Here is a 23,683-nt window from a genome sequence, read left to right on the forward strand (position 1 = left end):
TGGCAAAATCCTGAGCAACTTTTTGTTGCTCAGGTACTTAAAAAGTTTAATTTATAATAGTGTTGCGGAATTAAGGGGTATTACAAACAATGTCGATAATTATGTAAAAAAGAACATCTGCGGATATTTGTATAATGCAATCTCAAAAATTGAAATAATATTGCAAAAGGCTAAGAAAACAGAACTTAAACCCACAGCAGGAAAATATATGTGGTGCTATTATTGGCAGTTGGTAAAAATGGATGCTGAGCAAAAGGGACCAAGAATAAAGCATATTAGTCTACTTGGTTATGCGATGTGGTTTCGCTATAACCTTGTGCAAATAGTTAAAAGTATATTAGGAAAATAGAGAGATGGAGGAAATCTATTCAAAAGGTAATGTAATCAAATCATTCTTTTGGAAACTACTCGAGAGATTTAGTGTCCAAGGATTGAGTCTGTGTATAACTCTTGTCTTGGCAAGAATACTTAGTCCATCAGACTATGGTACCGTTGCGATTATTACCGTATTTGTCAACCTTGCAAACGTAATTATTGACGGAGGTCTTAATACTGCACTTATTCAGAAAAAAGATACAGATAGCCTTGACTATTCAACTATCTTTTTTTCAAGCATTCTTCTGTCTATAGTATTGTATGCATTATTATACGTAACATCACCTTGGATAGCAGAATTTTACGACATTCCCGAGCTTGTTGATATGATTCGAATATTGGGTGTTATTTTGGTATTCGAAGCTGTCAATTCAATACAAAGAGCCTATGTCTCCAAAATGATGTTATTTAGGAAGCTCTTTTATAGCAGTTTTTTTGCTCTTTTGGTATCCGGCTCATTGGGTATCTATATGGCCTTAAACGACTATGGTGTATGGGCATTGATCAGTCAACAAATGACTTGTGTGCTGGTTACAATAATAATCATGTGGTTTACCATAAAATGGAGACCAATACTTGCATTCTCATTTGAAAGATTTAAAAAATTATTTGACTACGGATGGAAAATCTTCGGATTGAATTTTATCACAACCCTTTACTTGAACATTCGTAGCCTGATTATCGGAAAATTCTATTCTCCAGCTGATTTGGCTTTCTTTGAAAGAGGGCATACATTGTCTAGCATGGTGGTACAGAACATAAATACGTCCTTGCAGACAATATTATTTCCTGTTTTGTCTAACTCACAAAATGATAAGGTAAGGATTAAATCTCTCGTCCGAAGATCAACAGGAATGACCTGTTTGCTCATATTTCCTGCATTGATAGGCTTAATATCTATAGCCAAGCCTTTGGTCTTGCTTATTTTGACAGAGAAATGGCTTCCTGCGGTAGCCTATATTCAGATTTATTCAATTGCATATATGCTGTTTCCTGTTCAGGTTGCTAATATGGAAGCAATCAAGGCAATGGGATACAGCGGAATATCACTTAAACTTGAGATAATAAAGAAAGTTATTGAGACGACAATACTCATTATCTCGGTATTTATGGGAGTTATCGCCATAGTTTGGGGAGTTGTCTTCTTCAATTTCGTGTGTTTGTTCATTAATCTATACCCAAGTAAGAAATATCTCGATTATGGTGTCTTTGAGCAGGTGAAAGATATAATACCTACTTTCCTATGTGCCATCATGATGGGTTTTTCAATTTATTGGATTCAGTATCTACCTATTCATTTGCTCCTCATTCTCATGTTACAAATGATAATGGGAGTTTTGGTATTTGGTCTATTCTGCTATCTATCTAAAAATGAAAGTTTTTTATATGTCAAGTCATTAATAACTGAAAAACTGAAAAGAAAATGAAAATAGGAATCGTAACAACTTGGTTTGAAAGAGGTGCTGCATACGTGTCTCGTCAATTTATGGATATTCTCAAGAGTACCGATGAAGTTTTTATATATGCACGTGGTGGGGAGGCTTATGCACAAGGCAATCCTGTATGGGATTTGCCCAATGTTCATTGGGGTACTCGCAAACCCAAAACAATGTATCTTTATCCTGGAGGAACATATATTGACAAGAAAGACTTTGAATCGTGGATCAAGAAGAATAGTGTTGAGCTTATTCTCTTCAACGAACAGCAGTGGTTCACACCTGTAGTATGGGCAAAACAGATGGGGGTTAAGGTAGTTTCTTATGTGGATTATTACACCGAAGAAACGATTCCTTTATTTGATATTTTTGATGGTGTGATATGTAACACTCAGAGACATGCCTTTGCATTTAGAAACCATAAGTCAGTTCAGTATATTAAGTGGGGAACAAATACACAATTATATAAACCCTCTGATGTGAAGAACGACAAGATTGTTTTCTTCCATTCTGCGGGAATGGCACCAATCAGAAAAGGTACAGACTTGTTGATTGAAGCATTCTATCAGGCAGCAAACAGAAAAGATGCTAAGCTGCTTTTGCATACCCAGGTGTCTCTTGAAAAACAGCTTCCAGATCTTAACTATATGATTAAAGAACTTCAGGAGGAGGGTTCGATGGAGGTCGTAGAGGGTACTATTTCTGCTCCTGGACTCTATCACAAAGCCGATGTTTATGTATATCCATCTCGTTTGGATGGTATTGGTCTTACTCTTATGGAAGCAATTTCAGCAGGTCTTGTCTGTATCACTTCTGATAATGCTCCAATGAATGAGTTTATCGAGAAAGATTTTGGCTTGGTTACTCCTATTGACTACTACTATTCAAGAAAAGATGGTTATTATTGGCCAATGTGTGTATGTAATGTTAGCTACTTGTCAACTCAGATTTCAGATATCATTGCAAATAAATATGAACTTGATACGATGAAGCGAAAAGCTCGCGAATATGCAGAGTCTGAGCTTGATTTCGAAAAGAATTTCAAGCAGTTGCATAGTTTGTTATCCTCTGTCAAATTTGATGACGACTACGAGAAAACAGCACAAGCTATCTTGCATAAGGACAAGGTGGGAATGAGAAAATATCTATTTGTCATTGAAACTCTTGTAACAATCAAAAAAATGTTTAGATAAATATGGATACACCAAAGGTAACAGCTATTATCACGACCCATAACCGTAAATCGTTAGTAGGAAGAGCTATAGAAAGTGTATTGAATCAATCTTATGAGAATATAGAATGTATTGTTGTTGATGATGCTTCTTCAGATGGAACAGAAGAAGTTTGTAGAAAATATCCAATTAAATATATTTATATACCACAGGCAGAAAGTAAAGGTGGTAATTATGCACGTAATGTGGGGATTAAGAAAGCTCAGGGGAAATATGTTGCTTTTTTAGATGATGATGATTATTGGTTAAAAGAAAAAATATCAAAGCAGGTAACTCTTATCGAAGAGAAAAAGTGCGAATTGGTCTATTCAGGAGCGTGTCCTGAGATAGTGAAGGAAGGAGGCATTGAAGTAAGGTTTGATAAATATTCACCTGATTTTTATAAACAAGGTGATATGAGTCGAAAGATACTTTATGGAATATGTTGTTTAAATATAACTATTCTTGCCAATAGGCAAGCCTTATTGGATGTTGGCTTATTTGATGAAAATGTTCGTTTCTGGCAAGAATATGAGTTAACTATTCGTTTGGCTCAACGAATGCCATTTTATTTTATACCAGAGGTTTTAGCAGTTTTTCGTGTTGACATAAATGATAAAGGACGGTTGACTAATAAATATTTTGAATGGATTAAATCAGTGAATTATATTTATGATAAACATGCTGGCTTATATAAAAGGCTTAATTTTATAGAAAGACAGAGAGTAAGGCTTGCTTTCGTTTCAGATGGAATGAATAGAGCCAGAGCTTCAAAACTTATGAGTGGATATTATAAATATAAGTTGCAGCTGAATACTTTGTTTATTCCTGTTCGTATTTATGCTCGCATTGTTCGGCTGTTAGAAACTTGATATGGAATGATATATATAATTGTTTTTCTATTTACCACATTCTTTACTTATGTAGCACAGAGAACGGTTACTCAGAAAGTTTTCTTTTATTTTTTTTCTGCATTAGCTGTTTTATTTCCAGCTATGTTGGCAGGTTTTAGAGATTCTGGTATTGGAACCGATACTCTTATCTACGTAGATCATGTTTGGGCTAAAATATTGTTGGTGCCAGCTTGGGATGATTTTATGTATAGTTATAGCAATAAAGATTTTCAAGATATAGAATTCCTTTATTTATTATTAAATTGGCTGGTTTCTCAAGTAAGTACGGATGTACATTCGATTTATTTTGCTGCTAATTTAGTTGTGATATACTTTGTTTATAGGGCCGCTTATGATAATAGAAAAAAGTGTGATATGTGGTTGGTTATGCTTTTGTTCTTACTTCTTTATTATAATGCTAGTTTGAATCTTGTTCGACAATCTATTGCTTTATCGATGAGTATTTATGCCTATAAATATATAGAACGAGAGAAATGGGTGAAAGTAGCAATATGGAGTTATTTTGTATTGTTGGCGCATAATACAGGTGTGTTTTTTACTTTCTTGTGGCTTATATATCTGATTTTTAGATTGAAAAGTCGAATACTGAAGAGGCTTTTGTTGCTTTCTTTTGCTATTATAGTTCCTGTGTCTTTGTCTATGCTTGATTATATATTGTTTCTAAGTGTCAATTTAGGAATATTGCCAGAGAAATTTTTAATGTATATGGGAGGTTTGGAAGAATCAGCTCTTACAAAGTCGGCATTTATAATTTATATATTGTTTGGAATATTTCTTTTTGGAGTCTGGCGTTTTTTTAGAAGAGTAAGCTGTCAATTAGATAGTAAACTGTCTATGTATGCATATTTTAAATTCATAGGTGTCCTTTTGTTTATTGGGTCACTCGTGTCTCGTTGGGCTTTTAGAGTATCTTATTATATAAATTATCCTGCTGATTGTTTGTTCTTGCCACGTGCAGCAAAACTTGTGAAGAGAAGAAGTTTTGTGATGTATAAACTTTCAGTATGTACTATATTGCTACTCGCTTTCGTGCTGTGGATTTGGTCAATTGTTATTAAAAATGACAATGCAACGATTCCATATAAGTCGCAAATTTTGGGTATATAATAAACAACCTTTTAATAGTTGTATCTATTTTTGTCATGTAATGCTTTTTATTCTATTATTTTTCAAAATAACTTCTTCTGGAGTTAAATATTAATCTTCCATTTTATCATTATGAAAATCATATCAATTGCCATTCCCACCTATAATATGGAGCAGTGGTTGAACAGATGTCTGGATTCAGTTATAGTACCTGAAATTCTTGACAAGATTGAAATTATAGTGGTCAATGACGGGAGCCGTGACCGTTCTTCTGAAATCGCCCATTCGTATGCGGACAAATATCCGAATTCGGTGGTTGTGATTGATAAGGAGAATGGAAATTATGGTTCATGTGTAAACAAGGCATTGGAAGTTGCCACGGGAAAATATTTCCGCATTTTAGATGCGGATGACTGGTTTGACAGCAGTGGATTTGTAGATTATGTAAATCGTTTGGAGTCACTAACAGTTGATGTCGTTGTTACTCATTATGCAAAGGAATTTGTGGGTAAGAGGGAAAATTCTATATATAAGACTTCAACTAAGCATTTTGATCAGATAATATCTATACATTCTTTACAGGCAAATAGCATTGATTTTTATGAGGACTTAGTAATGCATACATTGTCTTATCGGACGGAACTTTTGAAATCATGTAATTTGCGGCTGTCCGAAGGAATTTCTTATACAGATACTGAATATGTTTATTATCCTTTATTGAAGGCTCAAAATATAGTTTTCCTCGATATTCTGCTCTATAGATATTTTATTGGTCGTGAAGGGCAGACAGTATCTATATCTTCGCGAATAAATCATGCAAATGATATGTATATGATTTTGGATAGAATCTTATCAAAGCCATGCCCGATTTTTGAAAGCCTGTCAACAAGAAAAATTCAGTTGCATTTATTATGCACATTTATAGCTTCCTATTATTGGTCTATACTGGTGATTCAGAAATTGAATAGAGAAAATAATCTGTTCTTGGAAAAATTCGATGAAAGATTAAAGAAATGGGATGAAGAAGTATATAATGAGGTGGCTAAAGTGAAGTGTTTGGGAATTGCTTATATCAAATATTGGCGTTCAACAAGAAAGCAAATAATTCCTACAACAATATATTGTTGGCTTCGTCAGTTATCTGGTAAATATTGATATTTATACGTATGCAGATTGAATTTGCAAATTCAGTTGTTTGTTCGATATTCTTATGCTAAAAATTATTTGAACAGTATGTTCGAAGCTTTGTGTAGATAAGTGGTGATGATGATTTTATATTGGAATCAAATTAAATAATAATGATAGTTGTTAATTCACGGTTTTTGACTCAACCAATAACGGGAGTGCAACGCTTTTCTATTGAATTGTCTTTACAGTTGAAAAAGAAATTGGGCAGTCAAGTATTATTTGTGTCGCCTTCTAATATTTTGCATCATGATTTGGCTGAAATTTTAGAAGTTAAAGTGATAGGACGAAGGACTGGTCATGCTTGGGAACAATTTGATTTGCCTCTTTTTTTGAATCAAATGGGGAAGCCTTTATTGTTATGTATGGGAAATACGGCTCCTGTAGTGTATAGAAATAAAGTGTCTATTCTTCATGATGTAACATTCTTGCGTTATCCACAAACCTTTTCTAAGAAGTTTTTGATGTTTTATAGGTTAGTAATACCATGGGTATTACTAACTTCCAGACATGTGTTTACTGTCAGCAATTTTTCATTAGAGGAGATTGTTTCTTCCTACAAAATTGATAGGAATAAAATATCGGTGGTATATAATGCTGTTGACCAAAAATTTGCATGTGTTGAAGATAAAGGTTTGAGTGCAGATAAATACCTGTTTACGGTTTCAAGTATTAAAGTGAATAAGAATTTTGGAGTTGCTGTCAACGCTTTTAAGATAATACAGAAACGGATTCCTGATTTAAAATTGTATATTATGGGAGATATGAATGCTGATAGTTTCCGAAATATGGGGAATTTGATAGAGGAATGCAGTAAAAACCCTAATATTAAGTTGCTAGGACGTGTGTCAGACAATGATTTGATACGCTATTATAGTAATGCCGTTGCTTTCATTTTCCCGTCATTATACGAAGGATTTGGAATCCCTGTTTTAGAAGCTCAGGCTTGTGGATGTCCTGTCATTTCTTCCAATTCTAGTTCTTTGCCTGAAATACTTGGTGATAGTGCATTGATGTGTGACCCTAATAATACTAATGAATTTGCTAATGCGGTATTAAAGCTGGTAAATCACAAGTCTTTAAAAGAGATCCTTATTGATAAAGGATATGAGAATATAAAACGTTTCTCGTGGGAAAAGAGTGCAGAGAAATTGTTGGGCTATTTATAATTTAGAAGATTTATTTCTATTCTTGTAATTGTGGAATAGTATGTATTTTTATTCGAAAATTAGTCTTGGGGGCTTCCCTAAATTGAGTACATACTTGCTTTCTGTTACCTTAATTTTGTACTTACATAAATACTTTAAAGGTTAATTTATGCGTGTCTTACATATTTCAAAATACTACTTCCCTTATTTGGGGGGAGTAGAGAGTATCTGTAAATATCTTGTAGAAAGAATGCCACAACATATTACAAGCGTGGTATGTTTTAACAGCCAGCGGAAAAATGCTGTAGATGAGGTAAATGGGCATCGCGTATATCGGGTTGGAACCTTGCTGAATATTGCTCGTCAGGCATTGTCATTGTCATATAGGAATGGTTTACAATGGGCTATATTGGCAGAAAAACCGGATGTGATACAATTTCATTGGGCGAATCCGTTTCCTGCCATACTCTTGCGACTGGTAATGCCGAAGGATGTTAAGTTGGTATTGCATTGGCACATGGATATTATACGTCAGTGGTATCTGTATTGGGCTGTACGACCTTGGGAAAAATGGCTTATTAAAAGAGCGGATCATATTGTTGTGACAAGTCCACAATATAGGGACGGTTCTAAACCTTTGAAGAAAGTAAAAGAGAAAGTTCGTATAGTACCAAATTCGATTGATGAGAGCGTGTTTGAACTTCAAGCGGAAGATGAAAAGCGTATTCAAGAGCTTAGGGCATTATATGATGGAAAGCCTATTGTTTTTTTTATGGGCAGGCATACTAAATATAAAGGGTTAAGGCATCTGATAGAGGCTGAGCAATATATGAGGTCTGATTGTGTTATAGTGATAGGAGGTAAAGGTCCTTTGACAGAAAGTTTGAAAGCATTGGCGAAGAAACGTAATTCAACGCGCATTCATTTTATTGGCAGATTGTCGGATGACGATTTGCGCTGTTATTTGTATGCGGCCAGTATTTTTGCATTCCCTTCTGTGACAAAGAATGAGGCTTTTGGCGTTGCATTGGCAGAAGCCATGTATTGTTATACGCCGGCTGTTACTTTTACCATTAAGGGAAGTGGAGTTAATTGGGTTAATCTTGATGGAGTTACAGGTATAGAAGTACCGCAAGTAGGAAATCAGGATAAGGCTTATGCGGAAGCTTTGGATACACTGGTTGTAGATACAAATTTGCAGAAGGAGTATTCGATAGCAGCCCACAAACGTGTTGCAGATAATTTTTTAATAAAACACATGGTAGAAGCTATGGAAAAGGTATATCGGGAACTATGAGGCTTGAAATAATGGTTAAACGATGGGGGGTGTTGGGGTTATTTACGACCTTTGTGATATATACAGATGCCCAAATCAACTATGGTACTACTGGCTTGATGAACATGCCCACTGCCGACATGCAGCGTGACAAAACCTTTATGGCAGGTGGTAACTGGCTGAATCATCACGCTACCGTTCCCCGTTGGTGGTATGATACATGGAATTACTACATAAACATAACTATTTTCCCTTGGTTGGAAGCCGGGTACTTATGTATGGGGCATAAGGCAGTACCCACGGACTATGGTAATCGTTCGGGCTATTGGGTTCCTTCTACGTATGGTAAATTTATTAATCAGGACCGTTCCTTTCATTTTCGGCTTAGAGTGTGGAAAGAAGGCTGGTGGAAAGAATGGACCCCCCAGATAGTTCTCGGGGCGAATGATGTGATAGGTGATTCATGGAATGGAGGATCGCTGTCCAAACCTTCAGAATTAAATTATGGTAATGGTTTTCTTAACCGCTATTATTTGGCCATAACCAAACATTTTTATTTTGAGAATGTGGGTACATTAGGTGCACACCTGTCATGGATATACAGCAACCGTTTTGATAACAAGTTGAATAATCCGGCTATGGGTGCGAATTTCCGGTTTCATTTGAAGGACAGTGATTCTTGGGTGCATAAAGCCATTAATGGTGTTAATTTAATGGCAGAAGTGGTTCCTGGTTATACGGATGTGAAGGAGGATTTGACTTTTGACCCTGACGGGGCGAAGTATCAGGTAAATCTTGGTATGGAGTACAGCTTCTGGAAAGACTACATCAACGCCGTAGTAGAACTGAACCGTTGCAAGTACTTTTCCGGTGGCTTAGTCTTCAAAATCCATTTAAAATAATAAAAAGCGCTCATTCATAGGAATTTCCAGATAGAATTCGTTTCTTTGCGGTCAGAAACCATAAAATCATCTTTATTATGTCATCCCGCTTTGTAAACCCTTTCACGGATCTCGGCTTCAAGATAATTTTCGGCCAGCCTGCCAGCAAGGCCCTGCTGATAATCCTGCTTAACGAACTGCTGTCCGGTGAGCATCACATTGAAGACCTGACGTTTCTGGACAAGGAGGACCGTTCGGAGAATATTCACGACAAGGGCATCATTTATGACCTTTACTGCCGTACCTCTACGGGCGAGTACATCATAGTGGAGATGCAGAATCGTTGGCATAGCCATTTCCTGGACCGTACGCTTTATTATGTGTGCCGTGCGGTGAGCCGCCAGATGGAGAATCCGTCCTCTAAAGAGGTATGTGTTCCCGACACTCCGTTGGAGGGGGATTGCGGCCTGCTCAGGGAAGAAGAGGCTTCTTACGGTCTCCGTTACAGGCTTCCTGCTGTGTACGGCGTTTTCCTGATGAATTTCAAGGAGGATGGTCTGGAAAGCAAGTTCCGTACCGACACGGTGGTTTCCGACCGGGACAGCGGCCGTGTGGTGAACCGGAATTTCCGTCAGATTTATCTCCAGTTTCCTTATTTTACGAAGGAACTGGACGAATGTTCTATTTTATCCGATAAACTAATGTATGCACTGAAGAATATGAACAATTGGAACAGAATGCCCGATGCGCTGAAAGAACAGGTTTTCAGCCATCTTGACCGCCTTGCCGCCAAGGCTCACCTGTCTGAGGGTGACCGTATCGCTTATGATAAGGCGGTGGACCGTTATAACGTGAGCCGTATTGTGGAAAATGATATCCGTGAACAGGCTGTCGCGGAAGGAAAAGCAATAGGAAAAGCAATAGGAAAAGCAATAGGAAAAGCGGAAGGAGAGGCGGAAGGACGTTTGAAGGAGCGTTTGGAAATCGCCCGTAAACTGAAAGAGAACGGTTTTTCCATAGCGGATATTGTCCGGGTTGCCGGACTTTCAGCGGAAGAAATTGATAAGCTGTAACGGTGTGCACGATTGTACTGCTAGGTGATTTGCTTCTGTTTTGTAGAAAGATGAATAGGTGGGTGGGGTAAATTAAGAATGATGTCAATGTCGGTTTTCTATAGGGCTATCGTATACGATTAGTATGGTAGTCTGTAGATTGAGTAAATTCATTATTGTAAAACCTTTCTACAAAGAAAAACAAATCATACGTAAGGGCATTCTCCATGCAGCTTCCCCCAAAGAAGAAACTGCATGGTGATTGCCACTTTCTTTATTATTTCTCCAAGTACCCGAATACCCCCTCCGCATCGAAACACGGACAAGCCTTCGGGATACTTCCCGGCATATCCCTGTGTCCCCTTATCCGGACACCGGGAAAGATTTTCACCATCCGCATCAGCAACAAAATAAATTGTTCCGTCTGTTCCGGTGTCCGGGTATCTGTCGGATGTCCGTCCGCATCCAGACCGCCCTCATAACAGATACCTATGCTGCAACGGTTCCAGGGGCGGCAGTGTGCACCCACTTCCAGAAGCTTGCGGTGCTGGGTCACACTTCCGTCACGACGGATATAAAAATGATACCCCACCGTGCGGAAACCTCGCGTTTTGTGGTCACGGAGCAGTTGCTCGGCGGTGTAATCCCGGGTGGAGCGTGTGGCGCTGCAATGAATGACGATATATTTCACGGAAGCGGAGGATGCCATCATCGGGCCGTCCTCCTGAGTGAGGAGAGCACGTTCGTTCGGAATCTCTTCCTCACCGATTATCATAGGGAAAGTTTCTTGAATCATGGTTGAATTGAAATAGGGAATTAAGAATTAAAAAGTGTCATGCGATGGGTCAGGGGCTTTTTAAAAGAGAGTGGTGCAACTGGTTACGCCCAAGGCGGTGAGCGCTGCTATGGCAGCTTGGATAATGGCGTGCAGAATTTGCTTCCAGGTGATTTTCTTTGAATTGTTCATAGGAATATTTGTTTTAAAGGATTTGTTTTTTTCTGTCATTCCGGACAAAGACGAGGAATCTGTGGGCATAAAAATGATTGCATTCAGATTCTTCACTTTGTTCAGAACAACAGGTTCATCTCAAAAAGACAAAATACTATCAGACTTCAGAAGTCCGGAAAGTTCAGGCGTTTTCTTCCGTCTTGTCATCCGGTCCGGAAGCCTCTCCCGTCAAGTCCACAGTGTTTTTCCCCGCTTTCAGGGCTTTAACCACCAGCTTGGCAGCCTTTCGGGTAGGGACCAGGTTGAATACGCTGTCTTTCAGCAAGCTGAGGAAACGGGTTCCGGCTTTCCAGCGCACGTTCAGGTCTTCCACATGGATGGCGGGATTGTATGTTTCCAGTGATTCGGCTCCCATGCTGTTGATATGAATGGAGAAAGTGCCCAGATCGCCCATCTGGATGCGTTGTCCTGCCAGAAGCTGCTCCCGCATACAGTCCACCGCTTGGATCAGGACCGCCTGGATGTCGGCACGGTTGTATTTGGAGCCGTGAGTCGAGATATGCTCGGCAAACTTGTCCAGTGTCATGATTTCTGAGTACTGGGCGTTGGCGTAAGCCTTCTTGGGAGCATCCTGGTCACTGGGATTGGCACGGAGTGAGATACTGTAGTTGATCATCGTTTTTGTTTTTAAAGGGTTATTATTATCGGAAAAGTGTCAGGTAGGAGCAAGGCGCACACTGCTGCGGCATCCGGTGAAACTTGGGGCAAGATCCGCGGAATCTTGTACCAGGATTTTTGTAATCTTGTGCCGGGTTGCGGCTTCTTCCTTCTGACACTGCAAAGATAACTTCACGTCCGTGCGGCGTGACCCCTTCCGACCCCTTTTGACCCTTTGGGGAAACTGTCCGGGAACTCGGCCAGCACTTGCGTCATGTGGTGACTTCAGGGGGGGCACGCTTCCCTCTTTATTCTTTCCGCGTAATCCACGCTCAAAGAGAGAGGAAGAGTTCTCGGACAGTCTGTGGCAGATTCCAGGGGGAATCACGGTTCTCCCAGGTGGAGATAGACGAGTTGCAACTGGCGGCAGGTGAAGGATTTCTGACAGGGATGGTATCCAGTGGCTTCCAGGGCGTGGAGCAACGGTGCGCACCGGGCGATCCAGCGCATCAGATGACGCACGGCTACTTTCGGCGTACTGTCCGGAAAATAGAGAAGGGCTGTTTCGGTCTTATTCATGAATGGTTTCTTGTTTAACGTGAGTTTGATAGATGATGATAATGAACCAACGGCCAATCACCTACGGATAGAGTGCGGCCCGGTTGGCACATTGGCGCATTGGTAAATTGTACATAGCAGCAAATCAATAAATCGGTACATTGACACATGGGCAAATTATTCAAATCCCCTTTCGGCATAAAGCGTGCCCGATTGTTTTTATACTAACCGGCATGGAGTGTCGTATATAAAGTTTATCCGGAGTTTTCCGAACAATCGCAAAGAACTGCCACAAACGATTTTTGCTATCCGGGAACAACGGCCGCACGGAGCAGCGACGGGGACACGGGGACAGTGGGGACAGCCCCTTTTTTCCTCACACACACATGCGTGTACATATAGAGAGCCGCGTCAGTTCTTGTGATACGTTCCCTTGCCGTCCACACTCACCAGCGCCCCCTGTTTGGTGAGCCGTTTGAGCCAGGTCAGCGCGGTGGATTCAGGTATCCTCCTGTCGTGCGCTTTTTCCAGCAGCATCCGGCGGGTAAACTCGTCCTCCATCTCGGCAAAGAGCATATCCTTGTCCGCCGTGCTCCGGCGCTTGATAACGGAGGAGGACAGAAACGAAAGAACATGGGTGGCGTGCAGATAAAGCGGCTCCACCAAGGCAAGCACGGCATGGAAATCATCGTCTGTAATCACCAGGTTCCAGCGCGGGATGATACGGTCCTTCAGATTATCGGAAGAAATATGCGCGTCAGGTTTCACCAGAGAAGGGTCTTCCAGGCTTCGCAGGATGGCGACTATCGACATCATGCGGCACGCATTGACGGCAAGACGGATGACGGAACTGCTCATCTCGTCCCCGTTGATCTTGCCGGAGCGATGGAACAGCTTGTCGAACAGGAAGTTGAACTGTTTATGCTGGGCATGAGTCAGCTTCAGGGTAAACAATCCCCGAAGCGTCAGCTCGTCCAGCGTGTTTTTCCATTCGTTGCCCATCAGGCGGAATTCCTCGTCCACATCCACCTCATCCTCGCCGAACTGGTCCGCCCACTGGGTGACGCGTGGCATATAATAAAAGTTCTGCCGGGAGAACAGACCGTTCTCCGCCGTGGGGATCAGGGGCTTTACCTGTGCGGGCGTACCCGAGAGCAGCACGGAGAGGTAGCTTCTGCTCACCTCCTGATATTCGCGGTCGGTGCGCCGGTTGTAGGACAGGCGGTCGTGGTCGAACGCCTTGCGCAGCGTGTCGCTCCAGTTTCCGTATTCGGTCCCTATGGCGGTGGATACGGTGTCCGCCTCACTTTCGCAGATGATGCCCGTTCCGTTGGAATCCATGATATTTTGCAGGATGCCTGTTCCGGTGTTGTTTCCCGATATGAGGAACATCCGGTTGGGAGGCAATACGGGAGCTTCCTGATTTTTCCGTTCCTTGCCCAGAGAGTCGTAGGCAGCCTTTTCCCGGCGGTAAGTTTTCATCGCCTCTTTCACCTCGCTGCGTATCTTGTCGTGTATGGGTTCGATGAGGAGCCGTACCCATGTCAACGCGCTTTTTCCCGAGGCGGACGGGGCCACGATGAAAGTCTGCATACAGGGGGCCTGCCACTTCCGGCCGTACTGGCACCGCACTATGTGGGAGAGGGAGGCACCCAGTACGGTAAACGCTCCCAGGAGCAATATATCACGCTGTTCGGGATTTTTACCGAAGGAGATGATTCTCTCCAGCAGTTCCGGCCACACATAGTTCTGTGGAAAGGTAGGCAGGGGGGAATAAGGATCGGAGCCTTCGGTGAGCTGTTCCTCCTCGTCGGTATCATCGGAAATGTTATTTTCCACCTTATTATATCGCGCGCACGTGTGTGGAAAATCCGGGGCTGTCCCTGCTGTCCCCATTGTCCCTGCCTTGTGAGAGCCGGCGCTGCCGGAAATCTTCACTCCGCATTGCCCGGCCAGATGGAACACGGTTCCCAGATGTATATCTTCTTTATCGGCATGAAGCGCGTTCGAGAACAGTGCTTGTGCATTTTTTTCGTCGTATTTGGAGGAAAGGGAGCAGAGGGAGAGGAAATCATTGCGTCCCGCTTCTCCGCAATCGTTTGCGATGGCGAAAGCCAGTTGTACATATTCAATATAGGTAGGGGCAATGTCTGCGCCTGCCATGCGGACAGCTTCGGTCAGCTGCCGCAAGTTTTCTAAAGGATTATTCATGTTCATGATATTTGTTGTTTTTTGAGTGCCTGTTTAAATTTTGTCCGGCATTCTTTTGAGTATGTTTTTCTATTCGTTTTAAATTTCCCGGCGTATCAATGCTTCCTCGTCATACGAGAGGAAACAGGCCCGTACCAAGTCCTTGCCGGTACGGTCCACGCCTTTGCCGGAATGGTTTGTTTTTTTATCTTCCCTGTCCGGGTGGCTGCTGTGGAAATCATAGATTGCTTGTACGTAGTTCATCGCCCAGTGGATGTTTTCGGAGGTATTTTGTTTGGTGTCGGGTATGCGTGCCAGGTCGTAGGGGATGAACGCTTTTACTCCGTGTCCGCTGGGGCTGGTGAATGCCAGTACAGGGCGCAGGAGGAGGTCGTCGAACAATTGTCTTTTCAGCTTTTCCGCTTCCCGACGGGAATCAAGGTGGTCTATGTCCACCACAATCAAGCCCGACGGTCCGGTCAGGCTGTCGCTTTTACGGTAGGAAAAAACGCCGCAGGGAGTAACGTAGGGTAGCGTCTGTTGCTTGAGCATACGATAGACTTTTTCATCCCCGTTTTCCGTTGCCCGGCGCACGGTCTCGGTCAGTGTCTTCAGGCGTTCGCTGGATGTGATAAGTTTGTACACTTCCTGTAAGGTTATTTCCTTGTAGGGCGTTAAGGTGGGCGGCTGGATGATTCGTCCGGTGGTACTGTCCTTTACCGGTGATATAGGTGGCAGAAACAGTGACATTTTAAATTGGTTCATTCGTTTTTATTTATTAAATTTGCAAGCCCTGATATTTATGAATCAGGTTATTGATTTTCAATGTTACAAAGTTCGATATAATAACTGAGATACGTGTGTTTTTGTCCTGAACGGGGACATATAAATGATTATTCATATAAAAAATACGATTTAATCCGATGGAACATTTGAATCCTGTTGATCAGGCCCGGCAATTGGCTGCCGAGGTAGTGAAACGTCTGGGCCAGTTGAATCTGCACAGACGGGAGTTGGAGCGTAAGCTCCATGTGGCTAATGGCTTTTTTACCAGCCTGGAAGAAAAAAAATAACATGACGCTTCTTCTTTTTTTCGAGGTGAAGGCGGTTATAGAAGAACACTATGAGAGGCGTATCGAGTTTTACAGATATGTCAACCCGCCGCTGTCACGGGAGGCGGAACGTGAACTGGGGGAGTGGAAGGGAAAAGTGAGGGAGATAATGGGGATGCTTTGAGTAAATTCTTTAATGAGAAATTTTTGTCTGAAGAAAAATAAATTGTATATTTGCGAAAACCTACTTGGAGGAAAAATATGAAAACGACATCTGAATACATTGCATTATTGCGTAAGTATATGGCTGAGAATGCTCATAAATATGGCATTGTGCGTATGGGTATTTTCGGGTCTGTGGCACGTGGCGAGCAGACTGAAAATAGTGATGTGGATGTGTGTGTGGAAGGTCAGCTGCATGGCTTTTTCGCTTTAGCGGGTATAAAGCAAGAGTTGGAAGAATTATTGGGCTGCAAAGTGGATATTGTACGCCTGCGAGATAGAATGGATTCATTTTTACGTGAAAGAATTCAGAGGGAGGGCATTTATGTATGACACGTTGATCGCTTTCCATATATTGGATTTGATACAGAAATCTCTGGAAAGAATAAGTTTTCGTTTTTCGGATATCTCCTGTCCGGATGATTTTCTATTGAGTGAAAGCGGTATGATGAAACTGGATAGTATCTGCATGAAACTGACTGCGATTGGAGAAAGCATTAAAAATCTGGATAAGGTGACAAACAAAGAATTATTGGCTCAATATCCGGAGATTCCATGGAGGTATGTGATGGGGGTACGTGATATAATAGTACATCATTATTTCGATGTAGATGCTGATGAGATTTATCGTATTTGCCTGGAAGACATACCACAATTGCAGCAAGCGATAAAACGAATGCTGGATGATCTGAAGACGGATAACCTAATAATGGGATAGCTTTTCTTTACCAATATCGTAAAATTCTTTTCTGAAGAAAAGAAGTCATATTTTGCGGTAAACGCAACAGGAAGTGGCGGAGTTTGTTTATCTTCGTAGCGGTAATGCTAAAATGGAAAAAATGATGGAACAGCAGCAATTGAAGAAATGCCCGATAGGCATACAGACTTTTGAGGAAATAATCAACAAGGGTTACCTCTATATAGATAAGACGGAATATGTTTACCGGATGGCGTACGGCGCCTCCAAATATTGTTTCCTGAGCCGTCCCCGCCGGTTCGGCAAGTCATTGCTGACTTCTACGTTGCACAGTTACTTTGCCGGGAAGAAGGACCTTTTCAGGGGATTGGCCATTGAGAAGCTGGAAACCGAATGGACGGAATATCCGGTGCTGCACTTCGACATGAGTCTGGCGAAGCATGTGGACAAGGATACGTTGGAAAGCATGCTGAGCTTCCAGCTTAGCGGATATGAACAAATTTATGGCAAGCCTGAGGAGGCTGTGAAGCTGAACGACCGGATGACTTCACTCATCATGCGTGCCAACGAACAGACCGGCCGACAGGTGGTAGTCCTTATTGACGAGTATGACGCGCCTTTGCTGGATGTGATGCATGAGGAAACGGATCTTCCCGTTCTCCGTAACGTGATGCGCAATTTTTACAGCCCGTTGAAGGCGTGCGACCCTTATCTTCGCTTTGTGTTCCTGACCGGCATTACCAAATTCTCCCAACTCAGCATCTTCAGCGAGCTGAACAATATCTTGAATATCAGTATGCTGAAGCCCTATGCCGCCATTTGTGGCATCACTCAGGAAGAAATGCAGGAACAGATGACAGCTTATATAGAACGGCTTGCCGTTTCGCAGGAAATGAGCAAAGAGGAAACGTTGCAGAAGTTGAAGGAGAAATATGACGGTTATCATTTTACCTGGCCTTCGCCCGATATCTATAATCCGTTCAGCCTGCTGAATGCCTTTGCCAATGACGAGTTGAACAATTACTGGTTTGGCAGCGGCACGCCCACTTATCTGATAGAGATGCTACGCAAGTTCCACGTCCTTCCCTCCCAGTTAGGGGGAAGTATGCAGGCTATGGCTGCTGATTTCGATGCGCCTACGGAGAAAATGGAGGGCATTGTTCCTCTGCTCTATCAGAGCGGTTACTTTACGATAAAGGATTACAACAAGCTGGCCGAACTGTATACGCTGGACATTCCGAACGGTGAGATACGGATCGGGCTGATGCGCAGCTTGCTGCCTGGCTATCTGGCCCATAACACGCTGAAAGGCAATACGACCATCGCCCGTATGTATCTTGCGATAGCCGGGGGAGATATGGACGGGGCCTTGCGTCTTCTTCAGGAATTCCTTTCTACTGTTACGTATTGTGATAACACGAATTATGAGGGACATTACCAGCAATTGTTCTACATCATCTTCTCCCTGTTCGGGATGTATGTCGATGTGGAGGTGCGTACCCCCAAGGGGCGTGTGGATGTGGTGATGCGTGTTGCCGGTAAGCTGTATGTCATTGAATTGAAGCTGGGTAGGTCTGCGGAAGCGGCCATGGCCCAGATCAATCTGAAGCAGTATCCCGAACGCTTTTCCCTCAGCGGATTGCAAGTGGTGAAGGTGGGGATCAATTTTGATGTGGAGAAACACACCCTGGGGGATTGGGTCATAGAAGAATAGGCCGTATATGATGTAAGAACTCTTTCATTGCAGGGACGGTAAAAGCGAAAAATAATGGAACAGGAACTTTTCGATAGGATATCAATTAAGATGCTGAATATTTGTTTGTTTGAAGAAAAATTTCGTTCTTTGTATTAAGCTTGATTGCAGTTAACAACAAATTCAATCTAAAGATAAGGAGTATGAAGCGTCCTGAAATCGTGAAATCTATACAAAATGCCTTACATAAGGTTGCTCCTGGTATAAAGGTGATACTTTATGGAAGTGAGGCGCGGGGTGATGCGCGTAGTGATAGTGATATAGACCTGTTGCTGTTGATAGATAAGGATGTGGTTACTTTGGAGGACAAGATGCTTTTAACTGCTCCTTTATATGACATTGAGTTAGAAACCGGTGTTCAAATCAATCCGTTTATAGAGTCGATGAAAGAATGGGGAAAACGTTTCACTCCGTTTTATGAGAATATAATGAAGGAGGGGATATTGTTATGACTCCGGAACAGCGGTTTGATATTGTTTTATATAGGCTGAATTCAGCCAAATCATTGTTAGATGAAATAAAAGATCATATAGAGCGTGGTTATTACAATACGGCAATGAATAGGATGTATTATGCCTGTTTTTATGCTGTGAGTGGATTGTTGTTGCAGTCGGAGATAGACGGAGTCAAGAGTCATGAAGGTGTACGTCAAAAATTCAGCCAGCATTTTATTCTTACAGGTAAATTCCCTAAAGAATGGGGACGCTTTTATTCTATTTTGTTCAATAATCGTTCAGCTGCCGATTATGAAGACTTTAAGAACTTTGATTTAGCAGCAACTCAGGAAATGTATCCTAAAGTCTGTGCTTTTATAGGACTTATTGATAATTGGGTTTTCGATAAAAATTAATCCGTAAAGAATAAGATATTTACTATAGGCTGCATGCAATGATGCATGTGGCCTTCCCTCTTTTTTGTTGCCGGTAGCGACCGGCATCCGCATAATGTATTGCATGAACGACACTCTTCGCGACTACCAGCAGGAGATGAAGCTCCGCCTTTTCAAGGAGTGGGAGCTTCACCGAAGTGTGATGGTACAGATGCCCACCGGTACGGGCAAGACGCATCTGCTGGCCGCCATAGTAAGGGAATTCCTGCGTGGTTCCGGCAGCCGGGTATGGATCGTGGCGCACCGCCGGGAGCTGGTGGAGCAGATAGAGGAAACCGTGTCCCGGCACGGGATGAGCAAAGAGGACGGAAGGGTGAGGGTGATGTCCATCCAGTGGCTGTCACGAAACCGGAAGCACATGGATGAAGAGCCGGACCTGATCGTTATCGACGAGGCGCATCACGCCCTGGCGGAAACCTACCGGATACTTTGGGAGAACTATCCGGAGGCAAGGAAACTGGGTATGACCGCCACTCCCTGCCGGCTGAACGGCAAGGGATTCACGGACTTGTTCGACAGCCTGATCACTTCGTGGACTGTCGCGGAATTCATCGGAAAGGGTTGGTTGTCATCCTTTGACTATGTGTCCATCCGTGCGAACAGCAGGGAACAGTGGTTGATAGACTCGCTGAAGAAACGGGGTGCGGACGGGGACTACCAGGTAAAGGAGATGAACGAGGTGCTGAACCGGGAGACAAGTATCGGCCGGCTGTATGAGAGCGTGGAACGATATGCCCGCGGAAAGAAAGGAATCGTATATGCTGTCAGCATCGCCCATGCCCGCCGGATAGCGGCTTGTTATAGCGCACACGGACTGGAGGCTGTGGCTATCGACAGCAGGACTCCGGCTTCGGAACGCCGGGAACTGGTGGAGGATTTCAGACGGGGGAAGGTGAAAGTGCTGGTCAATGTGGATATCTTTTCCGAAGGCTTCGACTGTCCCGATGTGGAGTTCGTGCAGCTGGCACGTCCCACGCTTTCCCTGGCGAAATACCTGCAACAGGTGGGGCGTGGGCTGAGGAGGTCGGCAGACAAGGCGTCCTGTATGCTGATAGACAATGTGGGTCTGTACCGCATCTTCGGTCTGCCCGCCCGGAACCATGACTGGGCGGCGATGTTCGAGGGGCGGATGATTGGCAACGCGCTGTCCCGGGCACGGGCGGAAACAGGCAGGCTGTCTGTATCCGGTCTGCTGCCGGAGGAGGAAAGACAACGGGAGGATGAAAGACAGCGGGAGGATGAAAGACAGCGGGAGGATGAACTGGAGGTGGTGATAACGCACGACCGGCTGATGGACTTCCTTACAAGCCGGGAAGATTCCGCAACGGAAAAAGGCGGACAGCCCGTTTTGAAAAGTTATTATGACAGACAAAGCGGGCTTTGGGGATTGAGGCGCGGGGAGAGGATGACGGTAAGGCCCCGGTATCCGGAAGTGTTTGATATCTGTGGAGACCGGGCGGCAGTGAGATTCGGGAATAACCGGGCAGGTGTGGTGAATGAAACCGGACAGCCCGGAATACAGCTGGACCGCTGCCGGAAAATGAAGTTCATGAAGGGGGATCTGCTTGCCGTGACAGACTGTGCGGGCAATGAATCTTACATCGACCTGAAGGTAAACAGAACCTATCGGGAGAAACCCGTGGTGTTGTCATTCGGCTGTATGGAATTGCCATACGGCGGTGTGGAGCTGCTGAAGGTGGGAACGTTCTTTTTCAGCCGTACCGGAAAACCGTATGTCTCCATGCGAGGGGTGGATCAGAACGGCATCTACTTTTATGACTTTTATCTGAAGATACCGGATTACCGTGTTCCGAAGGACTGCCAACTGGTGGATCCTGTCTGGACTACCTTGTTTGATGTTTTCGCCTGTGTGCTGGCAGGGGATGAGGAGGAAGTGTATTGGTGCTGTGGCCGTCTGGCGGACCGGAGCATCGTGGTGATGGACGGGAACGGGAATTATTATCATGTGGAGAAAGGGAAGGAAAAGCGGTATATAGCCTGTAACACTCCCCGGCCGGGCGAGGAAGATTTCCATACGGTGATGGAACGTCTGAAGGAAGAAGCCGGGCGGCGTGCCGGGATAGCTCAACGGAAACAATTGCAGGAAGAGGAACAGAAAAGGCTGAAAAGGTTGGAAGAGATCAGGGATGCATTGCCTTTTCGGATGGGGATGAAATGGGGCTTGAAACTGGGGGAACGTATCATTGTGCCTCCCAAATACAGGAAGATTCTGCCTCCTGTGGGCTATTATTGCGCTTACGAGGAAAACGCCTGCCAATGGGGAATAATGGCTCTGGACGGAAAAGTGGTGGTGGAGGCCAGATACCAGAAGGTGGATATAGAATGCAACGGTACGGTGCATCTGACGGTGATTCCGGGTAAGGTGAAGACCATAAAACTCTGAGCGTTTGCCGGAACGGAATGCAAATGGCGCAAATGACACAAATAGGAACGGGGATAAATTTGTGTCATTTGCGTCATTTGCGTTCTAAGTAGTCACCACTAGGTAATTCGACGCTATGCCTTAAGCGACCGGTTAATGCTGTCAATATAATCCAGAATCTCCTGTCTGCCTGTTTTCTTTTCAGAGGAGGATACGAAATGAGGAGGGAGTTCTTCCCACTGTTCTGTCAGTTTTTTCAGATATTTGTTTACATTATCCTTAACCTTGCCATTGGTCAGCTTGTCGGCTTTGGTGAAGATGATAGAGAAGGGTACTCCATTTTCTCCCAGCCATTCCATAAATTCCAAGTCTATTTTCTGAGGCTCCAGACGGCAGTCTATCAATACAAACAGATTGGTCATTTGCTCGCGTTCCAGGATATAATCCTCGATAATCTGCTGTATCTTTTCTACCTGTTTCTTGCCCCGGGAGGCATATCCGTATCCCGGTAAATCCACCAGATACCATTCTTTATTGATCAGAAAGTGATTGATCAGCAAAGTCTTCCCCGGAGTGGAGGAAGTCATAGCCAGTTTGGGACGTTTGGCCAACATGTTTATCAGACTCGATTTACCTACATTTGAACGGCCGATAAATGCATATTCGGGCAGGTTGTCCTGCGGGCATTTCTCTACTTTTGTGTTACTTACTACAAATTCTGCACTGAGTATTTCCATAATTCTTTGTTTTTATACTTAAACAAGTCAGCCCCATAAAAGTCAGGAAGCCGTTAAACATTAACATTTCATAGCCAAACTGATAGCCGGTGGAGGTGAACACCAGCCGGTCTATGGCATAGCATAATAGCGGCGAGGCGATGGCTATGTAAGGAACAAAACGGTCGCGCGGCCGCATTGGGGTGAACAGCCCGAATGCAAACAGCCCCAACAACGGGCCGTAAGTGTACGAGGCGATGGTATAGATAGCGTCGATGACACTCTTGTTGTTTACTGCCTTGAACAGCAGGATGAATCCGATAAAGAGGACTGATATGCAGAAGTGCACGAGCTTCCTCCGTCTTTCCGCTTCCTTGCCGGACAAATGGCTTATGCCCGCTATGTCTATACAGAAGCTGGTGGTGAGGGCGGTCAATGCCGAATCGGCGCTGGAAAAGGCGGCTGCAATGATGCCGATGGTAAAGAATATCAGTACGGCGAATCCCAGATGGCCTTCCGCCGCAAACAAGGGCAGTATCTCATCCCCGGCTGCCGGCAGGGGGATGTTCAGTTGCGAGGCGAACAATAACAGCAGGATTCCGAGTGACAGGAACAGGAAATTGACCGGAACGAATGAGATGCCGTAGCAATACATGTTCTTTTGGGCTTCACGCAGGTTCTTGCACGACAGGTTCTTCTGCATCATATCCTGATCCAGCCCTGTCATGACAATCGTGATGAAGATGCCGCTGAAAAACTGCTTGAAGAAGTTCTGTTTGCTGTGCCAGTCGTCAAAAACAAAGATACGGCTGTGCTCATTTTCCCGGATGGCATGTACCAGTCCCGGAAAATCCAGATCCAGCTGGCCGGAAACCTCATAAAGTATTAATCCCAGCGCCAGCAGCAGGCAGAGTGTCTGCAAGCTGTCCGTCCACACAATCGTGCGTATGCCGCTGCGGCGGGTGTACAGCCAGATCAGTAAGACAATCCCTATCACCGTGGCGGCGAAAGGAATATGAAAGGCGTCGAATACATAATGCTGGAGGATAAGGC

Annotated in this window: 26 protein-coding genes; 18 read left to right on the forward strand and 8 right to left on the reverse strand. The window is 43.6% G+C overall.

Annotated features, from left to right (window positions below; translation table 11 throughout):
• From AB5935_RS19480 to AB5935_RS19525, 10 genes are all read left to right on the forward strand, one after another.
• Positions 1-349 (forward strand): hypothetical protein (locus AB5935_RS19480; RefSeq protein WP_368327527.1); only part of this gene is annotated, 349 nt, incomplete at its 5' end.
• A gap of 4 nt (positions 350-353) precedes the next feature.
• The gene (locus AB5935_RS19485; RefSeq protein ID WP_007844018.1) at positions 354-1,802 is read left to right on the forward strand and encodes a lipopolysaccharide biosynthesis protein; all 1,449 of its coding nucleotides are present in this window, start codon (positions 354-356) and stop codon (positions 1,800-1,802) included.
• Entirely contained in the window at positions 1,799-3,004 is a 1,206-nt protein-coding gene (locus AB5935_RS19490; RefSeq protein WP_007844021.1) for a glycosyltransferase family 4 protein, read from the forward strand. The genes AB5935_RS19485 and AB5935_RS19490 overlap by 4 nt, the downstream gene beginning before the upstream one ends.
• A gap of 2 nt (positions 3,005-3,006) precedes the next feature.
• Positions 3,007-3,894: a glycosyltransferase family 2 protein gene (locus tag AB5935_RS19495; RefSeq protein ID WP_007844023.1), complete on the forward strand. Its 888-nt coding sequence runs from the start codon at positions 3,007-3,009 to the stop codon at positions 3,892-3,894.
• Positions 3,895-3,900: 6 nt separating this feature from the next.
• Positions 3,901-5,043, forward strand: a complete 1,143-nt coding sequence (locus AB5935_RS19500; protein WP_007844025.1) for an EpsG family protein — start codon at positions 3,901-3,903, stop codon at positions 5,041-5,043.
• A gap of 111 nt (positions 5,044-5,154) precedes the next feature.
• A complete protein-coding gene (locus AB5935_RS19505) occupies positions 5,155-6,177 on the forward strand; it encodes a glycosyltransferase family 2 protein (RefSeq protein ID WP_007844027.1) in 1,023 nt (340 codons plus the stop codon).
• A 143-nt stretch (positions 6,178-6,320) separates the two neighbouring features.
• Positions 6,321-7,376: a glycosyltransferase family 4 protein gene (locus tag AB5935_RS19510; protein WP_007844029.1), complete on the forward strand. Its 1,056-nt coding sequence runs from the start codon at positions 6,321-6,323 to the stop codon at positions 7,374-7,376.
• A gap of 148 nt (positions 7,377-7,524) precedes the next feature.
• Positions 7,525-8,652: a glycosyltransferase gene (locus AB5935_RS19515; RefSeq protein WP_007844036.1), complete on the forward strand. Its 1,128-nt coding sequence runs from the start codon at positions 7,525-7,527 to the stop codon at positions 8,650-8,652.
• A gap of 11 nt (positions 8,653-8,663) precedes the next feature.
• The gene (locus AB5935_RS19520; protein ID WP_085960185.1) at positions 8,664-9,533 is read left to right on the forward strand and encodes a YjbH domain-containing protein; all 870 of its coding nucleotides are present in this window, start codon (positions 8,664-8,666) and stop codon (positions 9,531-9,533) included.
• 77 nt (positions 9,534-9,610) lie between these two features.
• Positions 9,611-10,585, forward strand: a complete 975-nt coding sequence (locus AB5935_RS19525) for a PD-(D/E)XK nuclease family transposase (protein ID WP_368327528.1) — start codon at positions 9,611-9,613, stop codon at positions 10,583-10,585.
• A 256-nt stretch (positions 10,586-10,841) separates the two neighbouring features.
• Here the strand turns inward: AB5935_RS19525 and AB5935_RS19530 are convergent, their stop codons facing one another.
• The 6 genes from AB5935_RS19530 to AB5935_RS19555 all read right to left on the reverse strand — a co-directional run bounded on the left by AB5935_RS19530 (position 10,842) and on the right by AB5935_RS19555 (position 15,683).
• Complete coding sequence (locus AB5935_RS19530) at positions 10,842-11,360, reverse strand: N-acetylmuramoyl-L-alanine amidase (RefSeq protein WP_217775590.1); 519 nt, start codon at positions 11,358-11,360, stop codon at positions 10,842-10,844.
• A 60-nt stretch (positions 11,361-11,420) separates the two neighbouring features.
• On the reverse strand, positions 11,421-11,531 hold the full coding sequence (locus tag AB5935_RS19535; RefSeq protein ID WP_007852218.1) for a smalltalk protein: 111 nt from the start codon (positions 11,529-11,531) through the stop codon (positions 11,421-11,423).
• A 163-nt stretch (positions 11,532-11,694) separates the two neighbouring features.
• Complete coding sequence (locus AB5935_RS19540; RefSeq protein WP_005846750.1) at positions 11,695-12,189, reverse strand: DNA-binding protein; 495 nt, start codon at positions 12,187-12,189, stop codon at positions 11,695-11,697.
• A gap of 365 nt (positions 12,190-12,554) precedes the next feature.
• Positions 12,555-12,749 carry a DUF4248 domain-containing protein gene (locus tag AB5935_RS19545; protein ID WP_008667139.1) on the reverse strand — a complete coding sequence of 65 codons (195 nt, stop codon included), beginning with the start codon at positions 12,747-12,749 and terminating at the stop codon, positions 12,555-12,557.
• A gap of 390 nt (positions 12,750-13,139) precedes the next feature.
• Positions 13,140-14,945: a DUF3987 domain-containing protein gene (locus tag AB5935_RS19550; protein WP_270213672.1), complete on the reverse strand. Its 1,806-nt coding sequence runs from the start codon at positions 14,943-14,945 to the stop codon at positions 13,140-13,142.
• Positions 14,946-15,017: 72 nt separating this feature from the next.
• Entirely contained in the window at positions 15,018-15,683 is a 666-nt protein-coding gene (locus AB5935_RS19555) for a BT4734/BF3469 family protein (protein WP_032933894.1), read from the reverse strand.
• 158 nt (positions 15,684-15,841) lie between these two features.
• Here AB5935_RS19555 and AB5935_RS19560 point away from each other — a divergent pair, with 158 nt between their 5' ends.
• From AB5935_RS19560 to AB5935_RS19595, 8 genes are all read left to right on the forward strand, one after another.
• On the forward strand, positions 15,842-15,991 hold the full coding sequence (locus AB5935_RS19560; protein WP_005847786.1) for a hypothetical protein: 150 nt from the start codon (positions 15,842-15,844) through the stop codon (positions 15,989-15,991).
• 1 nt (position 15,992) lies between these two features.
• The gene (locus AB5935_RS19565; protein ID WP_008781504.1) at positions 15,993-16,154 is read left to right on the forward strand and encodes a hypothetical protein; all 162 of its coding nucleotides are present in this window, start codon (positions 15,993-15,995) and stop codon (positions 16,152-16,154) included.
• A gap of 77 nt (positions 16,155-16,231) precedes the next feature.
• A complete protein-coding gene (locus tag AB5935_RS19570; RefSeq protein ID WP_008667148.1) occupies positions 16,232-16,525 on the forward strand; it encodes a nucleotidyltransferase family protein in 294 nt (97 codons plus the stop codon).
• Positions 16,518-16,910, forward strand: coding sequence for a DUF86 domain-containing protein (locus tag AB5935_RS19575; RefSeq protein ID WP_005846761.1), 393 nt, complete (start codon positions 16,518-16,520; stop codon positions 16,908-16,910). Before AB5935_RS19570 ends, AB5935_RS19575 begins: the two co-directional genes overlap by 8 nt.
• Positions 16,911-17,034: 124 nt before the next feature.
• Positions 17,035-18,603, forward strand: coding sequence for an ATP-binding protein (locus AB5935_RS19580; protein ID WP_196023796.1), 1,569 nt, complete (start codon positions 17,035-17,037; stop codon positions 18,601-18,603).
• Positions 18,604-18,785: 182 nt separating this feature from the next.
• On the forward strand, positions 18,786-19,094 hold the full coding sequence (locus AB5935_RS19585) for a nucleotidyltransferase domain-containing protein (protein WP_005846765.1): 309 nt from the start codon (positions 18,786-18,788) through the stop codon (positions 19,092-19,094).
• Positions 19,091-19,492, forward strand: coding sequence for a HEPN domain-containing protein (locus tag AB5935_RS19590; RefSeq protein WP_005846767.1), 402 nt, complete (start codon positions 19,091-19,093; stop codon positions 19,490-19,492). Before AB5935_RS19585 ends, AB5935_RS19590 begins: the two co-directional genes overlap by 4 nt.
• A 103-nt stretch (positions 19,493-19,595) precedes the next feature.
• Positions 19,596-21,935 (forward strand): DEAD/DEAH box helicase, encoded by a 2,340-nt coding sequence (locus tag AB5935_RS19595; RefSeq protein WP_235303816.1) that lies wholly within the window; start codon positions 19,596-19,598, stop codon positions 21,933-21,935.
• Between the two features lie 113 nt (positions 21,936-22,048).
• On the opposite strand, the gene yihA is transcribed toward AB5935_RS19595, so the two are convergent.
• Complete coding sequence (gene yihA / locus AB5935_RS19600) at positions 22,049-22,651, reverse strand: ribosome biogenesis GTP-binding protein YihA/YsxC (protein ID WP_005846771.1); 603 nt, start codon at positions 22,649-22,651, stop codon at positions 22,049-22,051.
• Positions 22,617-23,683: sodium:solute symporter family transporter (locus AB5935_RS19605; RefSeq protein ID WP_368327529.1), on the reverse strand; the 1,067-nt coding region annotated here is incomplete at its 5' end. The genes yihA and AB5935_RS19605, both read right to left, overlap by 35 nt.

The organism is Phocaeicola sp. RTP21198st1_B8_RTP21198_201120, from assembly GCF_040929485.1.
Classification (GTDB): Bacteria; Bacteroidota; Bacteroidia; order Bacteroidales; family Bacteroidaceae; genus Phocaeicola; species Phocaeicola dorei.